The organism is Hyphomicrobium facile, from assembly GCF_900116175.1.
GTDB classification, from domain to species: Bacteria; Pseudomonadota; Alphaproteobacteria; order Rhizobiales; family Hyphomicrobiaceae; genus Hyphomicrobium_B; species Hyphomicrobium_B facile.
Genome location: NZ_FPCH01000003.1, coordinates 440,813 through 460,664, shown reverse-complemented (window position 1 = coordinate 460,664; position 19,852 = coordinate 440,813). Strand labels below are relative to the sequence as shown.

Genomic DNA, 19,852 nt, shown 5'->3' with positions numbered 1-19,852 from the left:
CGAACCCTCGAAAGGTCTTCCGTGTCTCGCCCTCTCTTGATCGCCCCGTCCATTCTCTCGGCCGACTTCTCTAAGCTCGGCGATGAAATTCGCGCCGTCGATGCGGCGGGCGCCGACTGGATTCATTGCGACGTGATGGATGGGCATTTCGTGCCGAACATTACGTATGGCGCGCCGGTCATAAAAGCCGTACGCGGCGCATCAAAGAAAATCTTCGACGTGCATTTGATGATCGCGCCGGCCGACCCCTATCTCGCGGACTTTGCCGCGGCGGGCGCCGATATCATCACCGTCCACGCTGAGGCAGGGCCGCATTTGGATCGTTCGCTGCAGGCGATACGAGCGCTCGGCAAGAAGGCCGGCGTATCGCTCAATCCGGGCACGCCTGAGAACGTGATCGAATACGTTCTCGATCGTCTCGATCTCATCCTGGTGATGAGCGTCAATCCCGGCTTTGGCGGCCAATCGTTCATCCCCGCAGTCGTCGAGAAAATTCGCCGCATCAAGGCGATGGTCGGCTCACGGCCGATCGACATCGAGGTTGACGGCGGTGTGACACCCGAGACGGCACGGCAAGTCGTCGAGGCCGGCGCTAACGTCCTGGTCGCAGGCTCGGCCGTCTTCAAGGGCGGCAGCGAAGCCAGCTATCGCACCAACATAAACGCCATAAGGTCGGCGACGAGGCTCGAGGCCTAAGACGCCGCTTGAATTCGCAGGCCGCGAGCGTATTTCGGCGGGTTATGACCCAAACCAAATTTTCCGAACCACTGCCGATCGATGACGTGCTTGCCGATATCCAGGCAGCGCTTCGATCGAGTGGCGCGGCCGTGCTCGTGGCCCCGCCCGGCGCCGGCAAAACGACGCGCGTGCCGCTCGCCCTTCTCGATGAAACGTGGAGGGGCAACGGCAAAATTCTCGTTCTCGAACCGCGTCGCATTGCGGCGCGAGCCGCGGCCGAGCGCATGGCGGCGAACATCGGCAGCCGTCTCGGTGACAAAATCGGATTGCGCGCGCGGCTCAATTCCAAGACCGGCCCGCACGTCGCGGTCGAAGTCGTGACGGAAGGCGTGTTCACGCGCATGATCCTCGACGATCCCGAACTTTCGGGCGTTGCCGCGGTCCTGTTCGATGAATTCCACGAGCGCTCGCTCGATGCCGACCTCGGACTTGCTTTGGCGCTCGACGCGCGTTCGGGCTTTCGCCCCGATCTCAAAATCCTGGTGATGTCGGCGACGCTTGAGGCCGCGAACGTCGCGAAGCTGCTCGGCGATGCACCGATCGTCAGAAGCGAAGGCCGGGCATTTCCCGTTGAAACCCGCTACTTCGGCCGCCGCGCTCAGCGCGTCGAGGATGACGTTGCCGATGCCGTGCAGCGCGCAATCGCAACGGACGGAGGCTCCATCCTTGTTTTCCTCCCTGGCCAAGGCGAGATCGCACGCGTCTCGGAGCGCTTGAGTGCGCACACATTGCCGCCGGAGATAGACGTTGTTCCGCTTTACGGCGGTCTCGACCCGTCAACGCAGGATCGCGCCATAGCGCCGGCGAAAAACGGCCGCCGGAAAGTCGTTCTCGCAACGTCGATTGCGGAAACGTCGATTACCATCGAAGGCGTCCGCGTGGTCGTCGATAGCGGCGTCGCGCGCGTACCGCGCTTCGAGCCCGATGTCGGCATAACACGGCTCGAGACCGTGCGCGTTTCGCGCGCGTCCGCCGATCAGCGACGCGGTCGTGCGGGCCGAACGGCGCCCGGCGTTTGCTATCGCTTGTGGGAAGAGCCTGAAACGCAAGGCCTCGTACCGTTCGCCGAACCTGAAATCCGTTCCGCCGATCTTTCCGGCCTGATGCTCGATTGCGCAGAGTGGGGTGCGAGCGATCCGCGGTCGCTGGCGTGGCTTGATCCTCCGGCTGAAGGCGCGCTTGCCGCCGCCCGTTCCGGCCTCCAGGCCGTCGATGCGCTCGACCGGGATGGCCGCATTACGGATGAAGGGAGACGGCTCCGTGCGCTCCCGCTTCCGCCCCGCTTGGCGCGAATGGTGCTGAAAGCCGGCGAGAGCGGCAATGCGCCGGCCGCTGCAGATCTCGCAGCGATCCTCGTCGAGCGTGGTGTCGGCGGTAACGATCTCGATCTTGCGGTTCGCCTCGAGAATTTCCGCCGCGACCGGTCTCAGCGTGCCGAGAGCATGCGCGCTCTCTCCCGGCAATGGGCGCGGACAGCAAACAAGGACGCAGGCAAATCAAAGGTGCAGTCGCCCGCTGCCCTTCTCGCCCTGGCGTATCCTGAGCGCATCGCCAAGAACCGGGGAAAGCGCGGCAGCTTTCTGCTCGCGAACGGCCGGGCCGGGATTATCGACGACAGCCATCACTTGGCATCAGCACCCTATCTTGTCGTCGCCGAACTGCAGGGACGAGCGGCGGCGACGCGGATCATGCTTGCAGTCGCGACGGATGAAGCGGAGATCGAAGCATTCGCCGCCGATCGGATAGAAACGAGCGACGAAGTCCTGTTCGACAAGGAAGCACGCGCCGTACGCGCCCGCCGTACTCGCCGCCTTGCCGCCATCGCTCTGACTAGCGAGCCGCGCTCGCTTCGCCCTGACGAGGACGTCTCTGCCGCGCTTGCGCGAGGCGTAGCGGATCTCGGAGCGGAGGCGTTGCCGTGGACGAAAGCGCAGCTTCAGCTTCGCAGCCGCGTCGCGTTTTTGCGCAAAGGCGACGATACATGGCCGGATATGTCGGACGCGGCGCTGACCGCGACCGTAGACGAATGGCTGAGCCCGTTTTTAGCGGGTAAGTCACGGGTCTCCGAAATCAACGCCGATATCTTGGAGAGCGCGCTCGGCTCATTGCTACCCCGTCAGATGTGCTTGCGCCTCGATGCCGAAGCTCCAACGCATTTCGCAGCGCCGACCGGGAACAGCTTCGCGCTGGACTACGATGTAGCGGACGCGCCCGCGCTTCATATTCGCGTGCAGGAACTCTTCGGATTGAAGAACCATCCCGCCATCGCGCGCGGCCGCCTGCCGCTGACGCTGCATTTGCTATCGCCCGCACACCGCCCCATTCAAATCACGCGCGATCTGCCGGGCTTCTGGGCGGGTTCATGGAGGGCGGTGAGAGCCGACATGCGCGGCCAATACCCCAAGCACGTCTGGCCTGAGGATCCTGCGAACGCGACGCCGACGGCGCGGGCCAAGCCCCGAGGTACGTGAGCGGAGCTTTTAACCCGAGCACGAGCAGGCAAGAAAAAACCCCGGCCAAAGCGGCAGCCGGGGGTAGTAGCTCGTGGAGGAACACGAACGGAAATTAGCAATCCAGCGTGTGGTCCTTCTCCCACTGCGTGAAATGTGAGGCGAAGGAATTCCAGTCTTTCATCTTGAGCTTAATGTAAGCTGCCGAGAATTCTTCGCCGAGAGCGCTCTTGAGCGAAGTGTCGTTATCGAAGGCGCGGATCGCATCGAGCAGGTTCAGCGGCAAGAGAGGAGCATCCTTCACGGTATGCCCGTCCTGGTACATGTCGATATCGTACCGTTTGCCCGGGTTGGCCTTCGAGCGAATTCCGTCGAGGCCCGCGGCGATGATGATGGCCTGCAGCAAATAAGGATTAGCGGCGCCGTCCGGCAGGCGCAACTCGAAGCGCCCCTTGCCCGGCACGCGAACCATATGAGTCCGGTTGTTGCCGGTCCAGGTGACGGAGTTGGGCGCCCACGTTGCGCCTGACGTCGTGCGCGGTGCGTTGATCCGCTTGTACGAATTGACCGTCGGGTTGGTGATCGCTGCGAGAGCTGAGGCATGTTTCATGATGCCGCCGAGGAAGTTGTAGCCCTGTTGCGACAGGCCCATTTCATCATGCCCGTCGTAGAACATGTTGGTCTTGCCGTCCTTATCCCAGACGGAGATATGGGCGTGGCAACCATTGCCGGTAAGGTTCGGGAACGGCTTCGGCATGAACGTTGCGCGCAAGCCGTGCTTTTCAGCAATCGAGCGCGTCATGAATTTGAAGAACGAGTGTCTGTCCGCGGTGAGCAGGGCATCATCGAAGTTCCAGTTCATTTCCCACTGGCCGTTCGCGTCCTCGTGGTCGTTCTGGTACGGACCCCAGCCGAGTTCGGCCATGTAATCGCAAATTTCTGCGATGACATCGTAGCGGCGCATCAACGCTTGCTGATCGTAACAGGGCTTTGCAGCGGTATCTTTGCTATCCGATATCTCGGTTCCATCCGGAGAAATCAGGAAGAATTCAGCTTCAACGCCGGTTTTGACGTAAAGGCCGAGCTCGGCGGCTTCCGCCATGACCTTCTTCAGGACAACCCGCGGCGCCTGCGGAACATGCTTGTCTTCCATCACGCAGTCGGCGGCGACCCAGGCGACGTCCTTCTTCCACGGCAGCTGGATGACCGACGCCGCGTCCGGCAAACCAAAGAGATCGGGATGCGCCGGCGTCATGTCGAACCAGGTCGCGAAGCCAGCGAAGCCCGCGCCGTCTTTCTGCATGTCGGCGATCGCCGACGAAGGGACGAGCTTGGCGCGCTGTGAACCGAAAAGGTCCGTATACGAGATCATGAAGTAGCGAATGCCGCGCTCTTTGGCGAGCTGGGCTAGATCTTGAGCCATGGGGTCTTTCCTCGACGCTAGATTTGTTTAATTCGTGCGTTTTCTTATTTATCGTTACCCGAGCGAAGGCGAAAAAAAGGGGCAGCTTATAAGCCGCCCGATCCGTTCACTCCAGGAATCCATGACGTTCCAGCCAGAGGTACGCGAGCCATAGCGGCCGCTTCGAGCGTCAACGCACAGAGGTCTTCAGGTTCGAGATTGTGAATGTTGTTGTGGCCCGCCGCGCGAGCGATGGTCTGCACCTCGAGCGTCATAACCTTCAGGTAATTGGCGAGACGGCGTCCGGCCCGCACAGGGTCGAGGCGCTTCGAGAGTTCGGGATCCTGCGTTGTGATGCCCGCCGGATCGCGGCCCTCATGCCAATCGTCGTAGCAGCCGGCTTTGGTGCCGAGCTTCGCGTATTCAGCATCGAGTGCTGGATCGTTATCGCCCAGAGCAACGAGCGCTGCCATGCCGATCGCGACGGCGTCAGCGCCAAGCGCCAGCGCCTTGGCAACGTCGGCACCGTTGCGAATACCGCCCGACACGATGAGCTGAACCTTGCGGTGCATGCCCAGATCCTGCAAAGCCTGAACGGCCGGCCGGATGCAAGCGAGTGTCGGAAGGCCGACGTTCTCGATAAAGACTTCCTGCGTGGCGGCGGTGCCGCCCTGCATGCCGTCGAGCACGATGACGTCGGCGCCTGCTTTGACGGCAAGAGCAATGTCGTAGTAGGGACGCGTACCACCGACCTTCACGTAGATTGGCTTTTGCCAGTCGGTGATTTCACGGATTTCGAGAATCTTGATTTCAAGATCGTCCGGACCCGTCCAATCGGGATGACGGCAAGCCGAGCGCTGGTCGATGCCCTTCGGCAGATTTCGCATCTCGGCAACGCGATCCGAAATCTTCTGACCGAGCAGCATGCCGCCGCCACCTGGCTTCGCGCCCTGACCGACGACGACTTCAATCGCGTCCGCCTTGCGGAGATCGTCAGGATTCATGCCGTAGCGCGACGGCAAGTACTGATAAACGAGCGTCTTCGACTGGCCGCGCTCTTCCGGCGTCATGCCGCCGTCGCCCGTTGTCGTCGAGGTGCCTGCGATCGAGGCGCCACGGCCGAGGGCTTCCTTCGCATTTGCCGACAGTGCGCCGAAGCTCATGCCTGCAATCGTGATCGGAATTTTGAGCTCGATCGGCTTCTTGGCGAACCGCGTGCCGAGCGTCACGCTCGTGCTGCAGCGCTCGCGATAGCCTTCGAGAGGATAGCGCGATACGGAGGCACCAAGAAACAGAAGATCGTCGAAGTGCGGTACACGGCGCTTGGCGCCGCCGCCGCGGATATCGTAGATGCCGGTCGATGCCGCGCGCCGGATTTCGGAGAGCGTGTAATCATCGAATGTGGCCGAGGGACGAGGCGTTGTAAGCGGGATTTTCGGCGACATCAGTATGCATCCGCGTTGTCGATGTTGAAGTTATAGAGCTTGCGAGCAGAGCCGTATCTCCGGAACTCCGAAGCTTTGGCGTCCTTGATACCGGCGTTCTTGAGCAGGTTCGTAAGCGCTTCCTGATGCTCGGGCCGCATCTCTTTCTCGATGCAGTCTGCGCCAAGGCTTTTCACCTTGCCACGAACGAAGAGCTTCGCTTCGTAGATGGAATCGCCCAGAGCGTCGCCGGCATCACCGAGAACGACCAAGTGACCTGACTGCGCCATAAAGGCAGACATGTGACCGATATTGCCCTTAACTACGATGTCGATGCCCTTCATCGAAATGCCGCACCGCGAGGACGCGTTGCCTTCGATGACAAGGAGACCGCCGCGGCCGGTGGCCCCGGCGTATTGGCTCGCGTCGCCCTTGATAACGACGCGACCCGACATCATGTTTTCGGCAACTCCCGGACCTGCCGAGCCGTGTACGGTGACAGTCGCCTTCTTGTTCATCCCCGCACAGTAATATCCGACGCTACCGCGGACATCGACGTTGATGGGAGCATCGAGGCCGACAGCGATGGCATGTCCGCCGCGTGGATTGAGAATTTCCCACTGAGCTTCATTGGAGCCATCGGTCTGCCGATGCAGTGTTTCGTTTAGTTCGCGCAACGGGCTTTGTGCCAGATCATACGTACGCATAAGTTCCCCAATAAGCTGCTGCATCAGCGTTGCCAGAAGTAGACGGTTGACGGTTCAGGCTCCCAGACCTTCGCCTTATCAATTCCAGGCAAGCCTGCGAGCGCGCGATATTCGGAACCGAATGCAACGTAGTCGTCGGTTTCCGCCATGACTGCTGGTTTGCACGCGATCGGATCGCGTACGACGCCGAACCCTTCCTTCGTACCCACGACGAAATTGAAGAAGCCGTCGAGATCGTCGAGGCTCTTCTCGAGCGCCTCGCCGAGGTTCATGCCCTGCTTCATTCGCCACGTGAGATAGGAAGCGGCGACTTCAGTGTCGTTCTCTGTATTGAACTTCATGCCGTCGCGAATGAGTTCGCGGCGCAGGCTGTTGTGGTTCGAAAGCGAGCCGTTGTGCACGAGACACTCGTCTGCGCCCGTCGAGAAGGGATGCGCACCGAGCGTCGTCACAGCTGACTCGGTGGCCATGCGGGTATGTCCGATCGCATGCGTGCCCGACATGTGAGCTAAATCGAAGCGCTTGGCGACCTCGGTCGGGTAGCCGACTTCCTTGTAGATTTCGATATTTTCGCCGGTCGCCATGATGCGGATCGACGGGAAGTCGGCGCTGAGCATGGCTTTGACGGCGTCAAGCTTATCCGACGGAACGCTGAGAACAGCGTGCGTGTCCTTGGTGGTAAGCTGCGCATCCAATTTCTTGTCTTTCGCGAGAGCTGCATTGAGCTTCGCGAAGTCTTCCGCAGCAGTCGCGGACTGCAGCGTGATTTTGGATCGACCTTCAGTACCGGAGCCATAGATGGCGAACCCGGCCGAGTCGGGCCCTCGCTCGCACATCGTCGACAGCATGCCAGAAAGCAGCTGGCCGAGCTGTGGCTCCATTTTTTTGTTTTTTAGAAATAGTCCGACAATTCCGCACATATTTGCCTCCAGACCGGGCCGCGAAGGAACGGACTTGGACCATAATGACGCGGCATTAAGTTGTCAACTGAGGAGAAAGAAGTTTTCTTCAAAAGAAATGTGGGGCCTGACGAGACGAGTCAGGGGCGCGGATAAATGATGATGGAAAGGTATGTCATCGGCGTTTTCACCAAGCGCGCCGGGCCATGCGGAGCAGCACTATCGAAAAGGATCGCATCACCCGGACTCAGGTGATAGCTGCGATCGGCGTGAGCGTATTCGACTTCACCCGTCAGCATAAAGATGAATTCGACGCCTTCGTGTTGGAAGCCGGTGTACGCAACCGCATCATCCGTCAGCGTGATGAGATACGGCTCGATGATGACGGGGCCATCGAGCGAGTGGCCGAGGAGCTGATACTGATGCCCGACCTTCGTCCCGCGCCGGCGTATCACCACGCCTTCTCCGGACTTCACGTAAGAGCAATCGCGGCGCTGCTCGAACGAGGCAAACAGCACTGTCAGCGGGATATTCAATGCAGAAGCCAGCATCTGCAACGTGCTGAGCGACGGAGAAATCTGACCGTTTTCGATCTTCGACAACATGCCGGGAGATATCTGCGATGCAGTGGCGAGCTCCGCGACGGTCAATCCGGCGTGCTTGCGGTGGTGTCGAACCTGATGACCGATGGCTTGCTCGAGCGTGTGCTCGGCGGCGCCTGGTGCATTCGATCCGGTTGCAAGAGGTTCCGGCTCCAGCAGAGCAATAGGATTTTTACGTGTTTTATCTGACATGAACGACCTTCCGCCGATAACGGCGGCTCAAATCATTATTGGAAAAAAATAAGTTCGCACGTCGGGAGTGATTATTCCACTACCCGAACGGAAAATGTCTATTGCCTGAAGGACGCAGGGACCGAAAAAGGCCCCGCTATTGAACGATGGCTATCGTATTAGGCCATCGTTTTGCGAAGCCAATCCGCAAAATCCCTCGAATACGTGCGGGCGCAGGCGAAATCGTACGCTGTACCATCCGGAAGCCGCCAGACGATTACACCAAGATGTGAGACGTGCGTGATCGCAACGTCTCCCGGCCGGAAGCTGTTGTCGTGGAAATCAATTCCCATGCTTCTTAAAAGCGTTTCGGATGGACGCGATACGGCAATTCGAAAAATAGTACGACTGTCCGTAACATCGACGAGCGAAGCCAATCCATTGAATGTCTTTGCAAGTTCAGCGTAGTGGTCAAGACCGGTTTCGTCTTTCTGAACGATGAGCCATTGATCTGGACCCGTCCAGACGATCAGCGCGCCTTGGGCTTCGACCGCTTTCGGCGACGACGGGAGAGAAACTCCGAAGGCCGTGCGAGCGACGTCGTCCAACGAAGCGCGAGCGCCTCGCCGGGCGGCGATATGAGTGACCGTGAGGCCTGTTCGCTCGGAAGCTTCGAGGCTGGCTTTTTTGATGTCGTTGGCTAGCTCAGACACGCAGGCGCGCTCCTTCACCATCATAAAACACTGGCGAGACCACTTCGACGAGGATGTCGCTATTCCGAACCGGATCGACCGCCCTCAAAATCTCGCCCATTCGCGATTCGGCGCCCGCCAGGAACCCGAGGCCAACCCAATGACCGAGCGACGGCGAGAACGCGACCGAAGTCATGAAGCCGAGATCGTTCCGGGCGACAGGCTCGGCGTCCTTGGCGATGAAATGCGCGCCGCCTCTCAGTCGTGCCGATTTGTCGACAGGCTTGAAGCCGACGACGCGCGGCCGGTTGGGATCGGCGAGGCCCGGCCGTTGCGAAAGAATGCGGCCGATGAAGTCCTTCTTCGTCGATGCCATCTTGCCAAGGCCGAGATCAGCACAGGTCGTTGTTCCATTGAGCTCGGGACCTGCGACGTGCCCCTTCTCGATGCGCATGACGCCAAGTGCTTCGGTTCCGTAGGGCGTAACGCCGAATTCTTCGCCCTTCGACATCAGCGTCCGCATCAAGAGATCGCCATGCCGTGCCGGAACGGCGATTTCGTATGCCATTTCGCCCGAAAACGAGAGGCGATAGAGCCTCGCCTTGATGCCGCCGAGCACGGTGAGCTCGGCCACCGCCATGTACGGGAATGCAGCGTTCGAAATATCGAATGGAGCATCGACGATCTTCGCGAGAAGATCGCGGGCGCGAGGACCCGCAACGGAATACTGCGCCCACTGATCGCTCACAGGGAAGAGCTGCACATCGAGTTCGGGCCATACCCATTGGCGGCAGAACTCGAGATGCTGAAGAACCTTGATCGCATTCGCCGTGGTCGTGGTGATGAAATAGCGGTCGTCGGCGAAGCGCGCCGCGGTTCCGTCATCCATCGCAATGCCGTCTTCGCGCAGCATCATGCCATAGCGCGCTTTTCCGACGCCAAGCGTGCTCATCATGTTGATGTAGACGCGATCCAGGAACTTGCCTGCATCGGTGCCATGGATCTCGATCTTACCGAGCGTCGAGACATCGCACACGCCGACGGAATTTCTGACCGTGGTCACTTCCCGGCTGACCGTTGTGAGCCAATCGGTTTCGCCGGGCTTCGGGAAATACTGCGCCCTGAGCCATAGCCCCGTCTCGATGAAGACAGCGCCTCGCTCTTTTGCCCAATCGTGCGACGGGGTGAGCCGTGTCGGCTTGAAATGCTTGTCGCGATGTTCGCCGGCAAGGGCTCCGATTGCTACCGGCGTGTATGGCGGACGCGCCGCCGTTACGCCGGTCGCCGGAATGGTCTTGCCCGTCAGCGCCGCCAGCATGGCGAGGCCGTTGACGTTTGAAGTCTTGCCCTGATCGGTCGCCATGCCGAGCGTCGTGTAGCGCTTCAAGTGCTCGACGGATTGGAAACCCTCGCGTTCCGCCAAGCGAACGTCGGCCGCCGTAACGTCGTTCTGCTGGTCGACGAACGCCTTATGCTTCGAACTCTCCACATGCCAGAAGGCAGAGACTTCAGTTGGCTCGTCATCGGCGGCGGGAATAGCCGCAGCCGTTGCTACAAATCCACCTGCGGCGGCAGCAGCCGCACCGGCCTGCGCACCTTCCTTGAGGCAGGAAGCCAAGCCATAGGTGCCCTTTGCAGAGCCCGAAACGGCCATGCCCTTCGGCAATGCGCCGGGCACGAAAGCAGCCAAGTCATCCCGCCACTGGGGACGGCTGCCCTGATGTGTCGTGACTTGAAGATTGGGGTTGAAACCGCCGGAGACGGCAATGAGATTGCACGCAACGGTTTGCGGGGCGCCGTACGATGCGATGATGCGCGCACCCGTCACGCGAGAACCTCCGAGCGCGTCGGCAACGACGGCACCCTCGAAGACGCGAATTCCGTGCTTGCGTGCCAACGATTTGATAGCAGGCGGCAGCGAAGTGCGCGTGTCGACGAGACCCGCGACCGTAACGCCGGCGCTCACAAGATCTTCGATCGTGCTCGCGCCTTCGTCGTTGTTCGAGAACACGACCGCCGTTTCGCCCGGAGCCACGCCAAACCGGTTGATGTAGGTGCGGACCGCGCTTGCGAGCATGACGCCCGGACGATCGTTATTTCCGAATACGATCGGACGTTCCCCTGCACCTTGGGCGATGATGGAATGCTTCGCGACGATGCGCCAAAGCCGTTGGCGCGGCACACCCGCTGCAGGGATGGCGACGTGATCGGCGACGCGTTCGACCGCTCCGAAAGTTCCTGTGTCATAGGCACCGAAGACAGTCGTTCGCGACATCAATTGGACGCCAGGGAAAGACTTCAATTCCGCGATGACTGACGCGACCCAGTCTGCGCCGCTTTTGCCGTCGACAGTTCGAGCGTCGCTGAGCAGTCGTCCGCCGAAAGCAAAGCTTTCGTCAGCGAGAATGACTCGTGCGCCTGCTCGCGCGGCCGAAAGCGCCGCCATCAATCCCGATGGGCCCGAACCGACGACAAGCACGTCGCAGTACGCAGTGGCCTTATCGTAGCTGTCGGGGTCGTGTTCCGGCGCCGCCCGGCCAAGGCCAGCCGCACGCCGGATCATCGGCTCGTAAAGCTTCTCCCAGAAGGCGGCCGGCCACATGAATGTCTTGTAGTAGAAGCCGGCCGAGAGAAACGGCGACACAAGTCCGTTGATGGCGAGAAGGTCGAGCGACAGCGACGGAAAACGGTTCTGGCTCTTCGCTTCGAGACCATTGAAAAGTTCAGCAACGGTCGCTCTGGTGTTGGGCTCGCGGCGGGCTCCCGAACGAAGCTCGACGAGCGCGTTGGGCTCCTCCGAGCCGGCAGTGAGGATGCCCCGCGGGCGGTGATACTTGAACGAGCGGCCGACCAGGCGAACGCCGTTCGCGAGCAACGCGGAAGCCAGCGTGTCGCCCGCGTATCCCGTGTAGGGAACGCCGTCGAAAGTAAAATCGAGAGGCTGCGAACGGTCGATCAGCCCGCGATTCTTGAGTCGTGAAGTTTGGGACGATTGTATCATTGCGCCGTGCCCGCAACTTTCTGCCGCGCGAGGGCGACCTCTTGAGCGGATTTGACTTCGGAAATTTCATGAGTGCGCGTGTCGCGCGTGACGACGAGCCAGGCGTGGCATCCCGCGGCGTGATACCAGAGTTCCTGCATCGGTCCGGCGACGTTGGCACGCTCATACCCGTACGCGTAAAACGCGTCTTGGGCATTCGGCGACGCGGGATCGGGGCGCACGACGGCATCTCCGAGATAGGAGAATTCGTCGAGGCTGCGTTCGCCGCAATGGGGGCAATTGATGCGCATGTTGGCTCGCCTTCAGTGCAGGTTGGGCTGATTGCCCATGCCCTTCTCATCGATCATGTGACCAGTGCGGAAGCGATCGAGGCGATAGGCTCGCGCTACCTCGTGCGGTTCGTTGCGGGCAATAAGGTGCGCAAAGCACAAGCCCGAAGCCGGTGTCGCTTTGAAGCCGCCGTAACACCAGCCGCCGTTGAAATAGAGTCCCTCTGTCGGCGTCCGGTCGATGATCGGCGAGCCGTCCATGCTCATGTCCATGATGCCGCCCCAGGAGCGCAGCAGGCGCACCCGGCCGATACGCGGCATCAGCGCCATCCCGCCTTCGAGGACATCCTCGACGACGGGAAGGTTACCCCGCTGCGCGTAGGTGTTGTAACCGTCGATGTCGCCACCGAAGACAAGGCCGCCCTTGTCCGATTGGCTGACGTAGAAGTGTCCGGCGCCGAACGTCACGACGCCGTCGATGAGTGGCTTGATGCCTTCGGATACGAAGGCTTGCAAAACATGACTTTCGATCGGCAGCGTCAAACCCGCCATCGCCGCGACGCGCGAGGAATTGCCGGCAACGGCCAGTCCGACTTTGTTGGCGCCGATGAAGCCGCGCGTCGTCTCAACGCCGGTGATTTTGCCCTTGTCTAGGCGGAAGCCGGTAACTTCGGCGTTCTCGATGATATCGACGCCGAGCCGGTCGGCGCCTCGCGCATAACCCCAAGCCACAGCATCGTGGCGCACCGTTCCGCCGCGGCGCTGCAAGAGGCCGCCCTGGATCGGAAAGCGGGCGCTATCGTAGTTGAGCCATGGATACATGGAGCGAACCGCTTCGCGATCGAGCAGTTCGGCATCGATGCCATGAAGGCGCATCGCATTTCCGCGCCGCGCATAGGCGTCGCGCTGGGCATCCGAATGATAAAGATTGAGGACGCCGCGCTGCGAGACCATCGCATTGTAGTTCAGGTCCTGCTCCAGCCCCTCCCAGAGCTTCATGCTCATCTCGTAGAACGGGATGTTGCCCGGCAGGAGATAATTGGAGCGAACGATCGTCGTGTTGCGGCCGACGTTGCCGGAACCGATCCAGCCCTTTTCGACGACAGCGACGTTGGTCAGCCCGTATCTCTTTGCGAGGTAATAGGCCGTCGCGAGGCCATGCCCGCCGCCGCCGACGATGACGACATCGTAGCTGGGTTTGGGAGATGCCTTACGCCAGGCAGGACCCCAACCGGTCTGCCCACGGAGCCCCTCGAGAAAAACCGAAAAGATAGAATAGCGATCTGAGCGCGGCATGAGATGCTCTGCTTTTTCACGCGCGCCAGAGAGTCCAGCCCGCCGTGTATCAACGCTCATGCTTATATATCGCCCCGTAATTGACGATAATATAAGAAATACTTATAGTAGGCGGCTATGACGACACGCCCGGCCCGGCTTCCTTTCGATCTGCACGTCCTCGAAGCGTTTCTCGGCGTTTGCGAGGCGCGCTCCATGGCGCTTGCTGCCAAGAGCCTCGCGATGACGCAGCCGGCGATCTCTCAAGCCATCGCCGATCTTGAGCAGCGGATCGGCGTAAAGCTGTTCGACCGCAGTGTCCGCCCGCTCGCGCTGACCCCCGCTGGCGAATTGATGCGCCAGCGCGCGTCCGCCCTCGTCTCCGAAGCCCGGCAGATTGCGATGGCCATCCGGCACACGTCCCGTGGCCGCCTTGCGCTGATCCGCGCGGGATTGGTTGACAGCCTGTCGCGGGCGTTAACCGGGCCGCTTGCGTCCTTTCTCGTCACCCACGCCGATCACGTGTCTGTGCAATCCGGACTGACGTCTGCGCACGCCGGCGCGCTGCTGACGCGAAACCTCGACCTTTTCATCGGCGTCGACGATATGAGCGACGTCGAAGGGTTCGACCGCCATGAGATCGTTACCGAGCCCTACATTCTCGTGCTGCCCCCGAGGCACAAAATCCCGCGCTCCGTAGCGGACCTCGAGGCCTGCGCGGAGAAGCTGCCCCTTATTCGCTACAGCGCCCGTTCGAAGACCGGCATCGATATCGAGCGCCATCTCCGCCGTCTCAATATCGACTTCCCGCAAGGTCTTGAGTTCGATACGCCGTTTGGCGTGAGCGACATGGTCGCGAGAGGTAAAGGCTTCGCGATAACGACGCCGATATGCCTCGCCGAAGCAGCCCTCGATGGCAGCGATGTTCGAACCGCACCGTTGCCCGGTCCAAAGCTTAAGCGAACCTTAACGCTCGTAAGCCGAAGGCAAGAGCTTGGGACCCTTCCCCGCGACCTGACGAAGGCCTGCAAATCGTCACTCGAAGCATCGACCCTTGCTCCGCTCCGCAGCGCGATGCCGTGGCTGGACGAAGATTTCCGAGCATAACGAGTTAAGCTGACCGAGAGCCCTCTGGGCGACCGCCGAAGCGCCGCGCCCGCTGTTGCACTGCAATGCGATAGGTCAATATTTCCGCAGCGCAATTGGGCCGAGTTAATGGCGGAACTCCCTGACTTTACGTCGCGTTGGCGCGGTTCAAAACCAGGAGTACCTTTCCCAAATACTTGAAATCCAGATTGGATAATGACTGGCAGATGACGCTGCAGTCTATCATCATTCGAGCAGATGGTGCTCTTGCCGAAACGGAAGACGTTCGCCGGCGAGCGTTCGCACAAACGTTTTCCGAAGCTGGCTTTGATTGGTCCTGCGATCGCGAGGGATTTGCCCTCACCGCCAAGCTTGGCGGCGGCGAGGCGCGTATGGCGCACTACGTACGCTCCATTCTTCGCGGTAAGCCTGAGACTGAGGATCTTTCGCTCCTCATTCAGGCCATGCATCGCCGCGCTTCCAAAATTTTCGGCGAGATGCTTTCCACGACGGCGGTCGAACCCCGTCCCGGCATTCGCGACTTGATCATCGCTGCACGCAGCGACGGGCTGCGCCTCATCCTTGTTTCGCTTCTCGAACCCAAAGATACCGAGCGCCTGCTCACCACGCTTCTCGGCGATCGTGGACGAACGCTGTTCGACGCCGTCGTCCCAGGCGATAAGGCCGGAAAGGGCGAGTGTGAGCGGCTGTACACCGAAGCGCGCACGACGCTGGGCATCGACCCCAAGCACACTCTCGTCATCGAAGGTGGACGCCGCGGCGCATTGGCTGCGAAGGCGGCGGGATACGATGTCATCACGACCAGAAGCGCCTTCTGTCGGGAAAGTCCGGCCTTCAGCGAGGACACGGTCATCGTGGACGACCTCACGAGCCTCTTGGCGGCGCGTGATCGCAACCCGCACGATCCGCTGACCGCGGAGGACCGGGAAGATCTTTTAGCGGCTTTATACCGTCTGCACGCAAGCAATTGCGAAGGGCTGACGGGTCTTGATTGGAGCGATCAGATGAAGGTCTCAGACATTCTGAAGACCAAGGGGTCTGCAGTTAAAACCATCGAGGCAAATGCCACGATGCGCGCCTTGGCGCATAGCTTCAGAAAAGAATCCGTTGGCGCGATGCTTGTTCTCGACAACAAGGGCGGTCTCGAGGGAATCATTTCCGAAAGAGATTTGGCACGCGGTATCGACGAGTTCGGCATGGACTTGCCCCAGATGCGCGTCGCCAATCTGATGACCCGCTCTGTGGTCACGTGTGCGCCCGAAGATCGCGTGGCAGCCGTCGCCAGCATCATGACCCAGCGGCGCATTCGTCATTTGCCCGTGGTCGTCGAAGGCAAGGTCGTCGGCCTCATCAGTATCGGTGACGTGCTGAAGCACCGGTTGGACGAGGTGCAACTCGAAGCGAGCGTGCTGAGAGACGTCGCGCGGTCGCGGCGCTAGACCGTCATAGTCCTCGGGCGAAACCCTCGACACCAGCTTGCCGCAAGGTACCCATGGCAAAGCAACGGGTATGGTCGACCCAAGCTATCTTGACGCGATAAAGCAGTTCGAAGGCTACACAGCCAAGGCCCGTTGGGATTATGCCCAGAACTCCAACGGTTACGGCACACGCGCGCGCTTCGCGGGCGAAGTCATCGATCAGGCCGAAGCCGAGCGGCGCTTCTCGGACGAGATAAAAAAGGCGACAGACTTCGTCGATAAGTTTGCGCCTGGTCTCGACGACGGCAGCAGAGCCGCATTGACGTCTCTGACATACAACGCGGGAACCGCTTGGTCGAAAAGCGGGCTTGGCCAGGCCGTCGCGAGTGGCGATCTCGATACTGCACGCTCGCTCTTCCTCCAATATAATAAGGCCGGCGGCAACGTCCTGGACGGTCTCGTGCAGCGGCGGCTGCAGGAAGTTGCATGGTTTGGCCAGGGAGGGCCGACCGCGCAAGTCGCCAATGCAAGTCTTGCAGCGATGGCCGCGGCAGCGAGCGGCGCAGCGACCCCACAGAACTCGGATTCGGACACACCGACAGTGGCAACGTTCGTGGCAGCGCCACGGCCCGTGGTTCAGTCGACGGCGTCATCGTCGATCGATTCCGGGCCCACGGCATTCGCCAGTCTGACCAGCGATCAGGTCCTCCTGTCGCTGCTTTCGCAAATGTCGACCGCGGCAGCGAGACGTGAGGACGACGACGACACCAAGAAGCCGGATCGCCGGACCGATCAGAAATCGCAGGAAAATGATGTTCGGGTGAGCACCGGCTGAGGCAAGCCCCGCTAACCGAAGAACCTCACCGCAACGACAACCAGCGCCATTACCGCGACGACAGCAATCGCCGCGAACTTAGCCGTTGCTAGGCTTGGCTGAGACGCGTCATCGGACTTGGGTCCGCGCGCGCCTCCGGGGGTGCTCCTGCCATCCGCGGGAATGCTCCTCACCTTCCCCATCAAAAACCGCTGCATGAACGTCTGAAGATCGAGCGACGATACCGTTTGGGCGATCTGCGGATAGTTTTGGCCGGGCGGCAATGCCGTTCCATTGGCCGGCAGATCCGCCCGAAAAACCGTATCGTCTTCTGCATAACGGGCAGCAATACGGTTTGGCGCGGATGGCGCGTCTTGCCCGCGCGCGGCGGCCCGGTTTGCGTCAGGGGCGACCGAGGCGCCGAGCTGCTCGTCGAGCAACGTCAGCAATACGGGCGCCATGGTTTTGTCGTTGTGCGAGATCGGCGGAGCAACTGTACGCGCCGCATCGTCGCCTGCCTCCTGGGGTACGGGAGTTTGATTGCGAAGGAGCTGCCGCTCGCCACGCATCAGCGTGTCGCTGGCAATCAGACGGGCAATGGTATCCGTATTCGTCACCATGTTCGTTCCCCTCGGATGTCAGATCCTTTTCTCGACGTTACGAGAGCGCCGTACGATCTCCTAACGTGGCGATGCGGAGTTGGACCGCTGCCCACCGGGCAACGTCTCGGAAAGATAGGCAAACACATCAGCGACAGGCTCTTCGTCGAGATCCTGCTTCATGGCCTCGTAAACGCGCGGAACGATTTCCATCGCGCGATCGAGCGTCGCGTCGGTACCGGGCCTGTAGCCACTGATGGCGCGAAGATCGCGCGTGTCCTCGTAACGGGAAATGACCTCGATGAGTTGGGTCACGAACTGGGCTTGGTTTTTCGTTCTGATCTTCGGTGCCAAGCGCGATAGCGAAGCCAGCGGATCGACGGCCGGAAGCCGGCCTTGGCTGGCGATGCCGCGATCGAGAACAATATGCCCGTCGAGGATGCCTCTCGCGGCGTCGGCGATCGGATCGTTGTGATCGTCGCCGTCGACGAGAACAGACAGGATCGCTGTGATCGTACCGGCACCTTCTTCCCCGGGTCCGGCCCGTTCGAGCAGACGTGGCAGGTTGCTGAAGACGCTCGGCGGATACCCGCGAGCGACGGGTGGCTCGTCGGCAGCGAGCGCTAGCTCGCGCATGGCGTGCGCGTAACGCGTCAGGGAATCGATAATGAGAAGAACGTTTTTGCCGCGATCCCGGTAATATTCGGCGATGCACATCGCGGTGCTCGGCGCTAAGCGTCGCATCATCGGGCTCTCGTCGGATGTGGCGACGACCGAAACGACCCGCGAGCGCGAGGCCGCAAGCGTATCGTCTAGAAAATCTCTCACCTCCCGGCTTCGTTCGCCGACGAGAGCCAGGACCGTAACGTCGCTCGACGGCGCCCGGCTCAGCATGGCGAGCAACGTCGATTTGCCGACGCCGGAGCCCGCGAAGATGCCAAGTCTCTGGCCCGCGCAGATGGGAGTGAAAAGATCGATCGCCTTGACGCCGGTCGTCAGCGGCGTGCCGAGCCTATTCCGGCGGAGCGGCGAAGGCGGCGTGCCATGGATCGTGAACGCCCGGTCGCCGATGATGAGAGGATCGCCATCGTCGATCGGCTGCCCCAACGCGTTGAGCGTTCTGCCGAGCCAGGATTCGTGAGGCGAAAGCGTCAATTGCCCGGACAACGCCGTGACCCGCGCGCCAAGTTCGATCCTGTGGTCGGCAATGAACGGCGTGACGTTGATCGCTTCGGCTTCGATCGTCGCGACCTCCGCGAGCACGGGGCCGCCGAGGCCCGCAATCGATACCGCATCACCGATTGAAACGAATTTTGAAAGGCCGGAAACGACCAGGAACGTCGTGCTGATCCGAACGACGCGTCCAGATACCCGGTGCGCCGGTGTTCGCGAAGCCGTCGCCATCAGCTCGTCCAACCGGTCGAACGGCGTCGCTGTTGCCTCGGCGGTCAATAATGCCCCCTCCGGCTACACATTATGAGCCCGCGAGAGTTTTCAGAGAATCGTCGAGCGAGTTTTCGGTTGCGCTCAGCATGTTGGTGACGGCCTGGAAATTCCGTTGAATGGTAATGAGGTGCGTCATTTCCAGGATCGGATTGACGTTCGATTTCTCGACGTATCCTTGCACGACGCCATTGTTGAGGAAGTCGATCTCGGGCGTTGGTGCAATGTCGGACACGACCGACGCGCCTTCGGCTCTCGTCAGAATTGCTCCGCGCGGCATCCGGTAAAGCCCGAGCGCGCCGAGATTGTTGCCCGACTGTTCGATTGTGCCGGCTTTGTTGATGGTCGGCGCCGGATCATTGGGATTGAGCTGCACCGGCGATCCGCCGGCGTCGAGAATGGGGTAGCCCGCAAGCGTCGTCAGCACGCCTTCGCTCGTCATCTGCATGCGCCCGTCGCGCGTATAGGCAACTCCGTTCGGCGTTTGGATGGCCAGGAACGAATCGCCTCTCACCGCGACATCGAGGGGGTTTCCGGTCTGCGTAACTTCGCCGGTCTTCATCGAAAGATGGTTCTTGCCTTTTGAAACGAAGCTGACCGGTTCCTTGCCCGTTGGGGTCAGTAGCTCCTCGAAGGACATTTCTTCGCCGCGGAATCCCACCGTGTTGGTGTTCGCGACATTGTTCGCGACCGTATCGAGGCGTCGTTGCAGCGCCATCTGAGCAGAGAGGGCGACGTAGATATTCGATGGCATGCGTTGCAATCCGTCTTCGTGGATCTCGTCCTGTCGCCGAAACCTAGCGACGCGAACTTGTGGGTGGCTGACACCCCGCGCTGGGAC

17 protein-coding genes are annotated in these 19,852 nt (G+C 60.8%); 5 read left to right on the top strand and 12 right to left on the bottom strand.

Features of this window, described 5'->3' with window-relative positions:
- Window positions 1–21: 21 nt before the first annotated feature.
- Both rpe and hrpB read left to right on the top strand, forming a co-directional pair.
- The gene (rpe, locus tag BM399_RS15255; protein WP_092868615.1) at window positions 22–696 is read left to right on the top strand and encodes a ribulose-phosphate 3-epimerase; all 675 of its coding nucleotides are present in this window, start codon (window positions 22–24) and stop codon (window positions 694–696) included.
- 44 nt (window positions 697–740) lie between these two features.
- Window positions 741–3,209: an ATP-dependent helicase HrpB gene (hrpB, locus tag BM399_RS15250; protein WP_092868614.1), complete on the top strand. Its 2,469-nt coding sequence runs from the start codon at window positions 741–743 to the stop codon at window positions 3,207–3,209.
- Between the two features lie 94 nt (window positions 3,210–3,303).
- Here the strand turns inward: hrpB and glnT are convergent, their stop codons facing one another.
- The 9 genes from glnT to BM399_RS15205 all read right to left on the bottom strand — a co-directional run bounded on the left by glnT (window position 3,304) and on the right by BM399_RS15205 (window position 13,651).
- A complete protein-coding gene (glnT, locus tag BM399_RS15245; RefSeq protein ID WP_092868613.1) occupies window positions 3,304–4,611 on the bottom strand; it encodes a type III glutamate--ammonia ligase in 1,308 nt (435 codons plus the stop codon).
- Between the two features lie 86 nt (window positions 4,612–4,697).
- Entirely contained in the window at window positions 4,698–6,035 is a 1,338-nt protein-coding gene (locus tag BM399_RS15240) for an FMN-binding glutamate synthase family protein (protein WP_092868612.1), read from the bottom strand.
- Window positions 6,035–6,721 carry a GltB/FmdC/FwdC-like GXGXG domain-containing protein gene (locus BM399_RS15235; protein WP_092868611.1) on the bottom strand — a complete coding sequence of 229 codons (687 nt, stop codon included), beginning with the start codon at window positions 6,719–6,721 and terminating at the stop codon, window positions 6,035–6,037. The genes BM399_RS15240 and BM399_RS15235 overlap by 1 nt, the downstream gene beginning before the upstream one ends.
- Window positions 6,722–6,744: 23 nt before the next feature.
- Window positions 6,745–7,641 carry a class II glutamine amidotransferase gene (locus tag BM399_RS15230; protein WP_092868610.1) on the bottom strand — a complete coding sequence of 299 codons (897 nt, stop codon included), beginning with the start codon at window positions 7,639–7,641 and terminating at the stop codon, window positions 6,745–6,747.
- 119 nt (window positions 7,642–7,760) lie between these two features.
- A complete protein-coding gene (locus tag BM399_RS15225) occupies window positions 7,761–8,414 on the bottom strand; it encodes a helix-turn-helix domain-containing protein (RefSeq protein WP_092868609.1) in 654 nt (217 codons plus the stop codon).
- A gap of 158 nt (window positions 8,415–8,572) precedes the next feature.
- Window positions 8,573–9,106, bottom strand: coding sequence for a sarcosine oxidase subunit gamma (locus BM399_RS15220; RefSeq protein ID WP_244531283.1), 534 nt, complete (start codon window positions 9,104–9,106; stop codon window positions 8,573–8,575).
- Complete coding sequence (locus BM399_RS15215; protein ID WP_092868607.1) at window positions 9,099–12,086, bottom strand: sarcosine oxidase subunit alpha family protein; 2,988 nt, start codon at window positions 12,084–12,086, stop codon at window positions 9,099–9,101. Before BM399_RS15215 ends, BM399_RS15220 begins: the two co-directional genes overlap by 8 nt.
- Complete coding sequence (locus BM399_RS15210; protein ID WP_092868606.1) at window positions 12,083–12,376, bottom strand: sarcosine oxidase subunit delta; 294 nt, start codon at window positions 12,374–12,376, stop codon at window positions 12,083–12,085. Before BM399_RS15210 ends, BM399_RS15215 begins: the two co-directional genes overlap by 4 nt.
- 12 nt (window positions 12,377–12,388) lie before the next feature.
- Complete coding sequence (locus tag BM399_RS15205; protein WP_092869128.1) at window positions 12,389–13,651, bottom strand: sarcosine oxidase subunit beta family protein; 1,263 nt, start codon at window positions 13,649–13,651, stop codon at window positions 12,389–12,391.
- Between the two features lie 117 nt (window positions 13,652–13,768).
- Between BM399_RS15205 and BM399_RS15200 the strand changes: the two genes are divergently transcribed.
- The 3 genes from BM399_RS15200 to BM399_RS15190 all read left to right on the top strand — a co-directional run bounded on the left by BM399_RS15200 (window position 13,769) and on the right by BM399_RS15190 (window position 16,990).
- The gene (locus BM399_RS15200; RefSeq protein ID WP_092868605.1) at window positions 13,769–14,737 is read left to right on the top strand and encodes a LysR family transcriptional regulator; all 969 of its coding nucleotides are present in this window, start codon (window positions 13,769–13,771) and stop codon (window positions 14,735–14,737) included.
- A 206-nt stretch (window positions 14,738–14,943) separates the two neighbouring features.
- Window positions 14,944–16,176, top strand: a complete 1,233-nt coding sequence (locus BM399_RS15195) for a CBS domain-containing protein (protein ID WP_092868604.1) — start codon at window positions 14,944–14,946, stop codon at window positions 16,174–16,176.
- A gap of 70 nt (window positions 16,177–16,246) precedes the next feature.
- Window positions 16,247–16,990 (top strand): lysozyme, encoded by a 744-nt coding sequence (locus BM399_RS15190; RefSeq protein WP_092868603.1) that lies wholly within the window; start codon window positions 16,247–16,249, stop codon window positions 16,988–16,990.
- Between the two features lie 11 nt (window positions 16,991–17,001).
- Here the strand turns inward: BM399_RS15190 and BM399_RS15185 are convergent, their stop codons facing one another.
- Genes BM399_RS15185 through flgF form a run of 3 tightly spaced genes read right to left on the bottom strand, consistent with a single transcriptional unit; the run spans window position 17,002 to window position 19,765 of the window.
- Window positions 17,002–17,589, bottom strand: a complete 588-nt coding sequence (locus BM399_RS15185; protein ID WP_092868602.1) for a hypothetical protein — start codon at window positions 17,587–17,589, stop codon at window positions 17,002–17,004.
- Window positions 17,590–17,649: 60 nt separating this feature from the next.
- Window positions 17,650–19,020: a FliI/YscN family ATPase gene (locus BM399_RS15180; RefSeq protein WP_092868601.1), complete on the bottom strand. Its 1,371-nt coding sequence runs from the start codon at window positions 19,018–19,020 to the stop codon at window positions 17,650–17,652.
- Between the two features lie 22 nt (window positions 19,021–19,042).
- On the bottom strand, window positions 19,043–19,765 hold the full coding sequence (gene flgF / locus BM399_RS15175; protein ID WP_092868600.1) for a flagellar basal-body rod protein FlgF: 723 nt from the start codon (window positions 19,763–19,765) through the stop codon (window positions 19,043–19,045).
- Window positions 19,766–19,852 lie beyond the last annotated feature (87 nt).

Excerpts from the sequence above, each read along its gene's own strand:
- BM399_RS15225 (WP_092868609.1), bottom strand. The coding sequence starts at position 8,414 with ATGTCAGATAAAACACGTAAAAATCCTATTGCTCTGCTGGAGCCGGAA.
- BM399_RS15185 (WP_092868602.1), bottom strand. The coding sequence starts at position 17,589 with ATGGTGACGAATACGGATACCATTGCCCGTCTGATTGCCAGCGACACG.
- BM399_RS15240 (WP_092868612.1), bottom strand. The coding sequence starts at position 6,035 with ATGTCGCCGAAAATCCCGCTTACAACGCCTCGTCCCTCGGCCACATTC.
- flgF (WP_092868600.1), bottom strand. The coding sequence starts at position 19,765 with ATGCCATCGAATATCTACGTCGCCCTCTCTGCTCAGATGGCGCTGCAA.
- BM399_RS15210 (WP_092868606.1), bottom strand. The coding sequence starts at position 12,376 with ATGCGCATCAATTGCCCCCATTGCGGCGAACGCAGCCTCGACGAATTC.
- BM399_RS15195 (WP_092868604.1), top strand. The coding sequence starts at position 14,944 with ATGACGCTGCAGTCTATCATCATTCGAGCAGATGGTGCTCTTGCCGAA.
- BM399_RS15205 (WP_092869128.1), bottom strand. The coding sequence starts at position 13,651 with ATGCCGCGCTCAGATCGCTATTCTATCTTTTCGGTTTTTCTCGAGGGG.
- BM399_RS15190 (WP_092868603.1), top strand. The coding sequence starts at position 16,247 with ATGGTCGACCCAAGCTATCTTGACGCGATAAAGCAGTTCGAAGGCTAC.
- BM399_RS15235 (WP_092868611.1), bottom strand. The coding sequence starts at position 6,721 with ATGCGTACGTATGATCTGGCACAAAGCCCGTTGCGCGAACTAAACGAA.
- BM399_RS15230 (WP_092868610.1), bottom strand. The coding sequence starts at position 7,641 with ATGTGCGGAATTGTCGGACTATTTCTAAAAAACAAAAAAATGGAGCCA.
- glnT (WP_092868613.1), bottom strand. The coding sequence starts at position 4,611 with ATGGCTCAAGATCTAGCCCAGCTCGCCAAAGAGCGCGGCATTCGCTAC.
- BM399_RS15215 (WP_092868607.1), bottom strand. The coding sequence starts at position 12,086 with ATGATACAATCGTCCCAAACTTCACGACTCAAGAATCGCGGGCTGATC.
- hrpB (WP_092868614.1), top strand. The coding sequence starts at position 741 with ATGACCCAAACCAAATTTTCCGAACCACTGCCGATCGATGACGTGCTT.
- BM399_RS15200 (WP_092868605.1), top strand. The coding sequence starts at position 13,769 with ATGACGACACGCCCGGCCCGGCTTCCTTTCGATCTGCACGTCCTCGAA.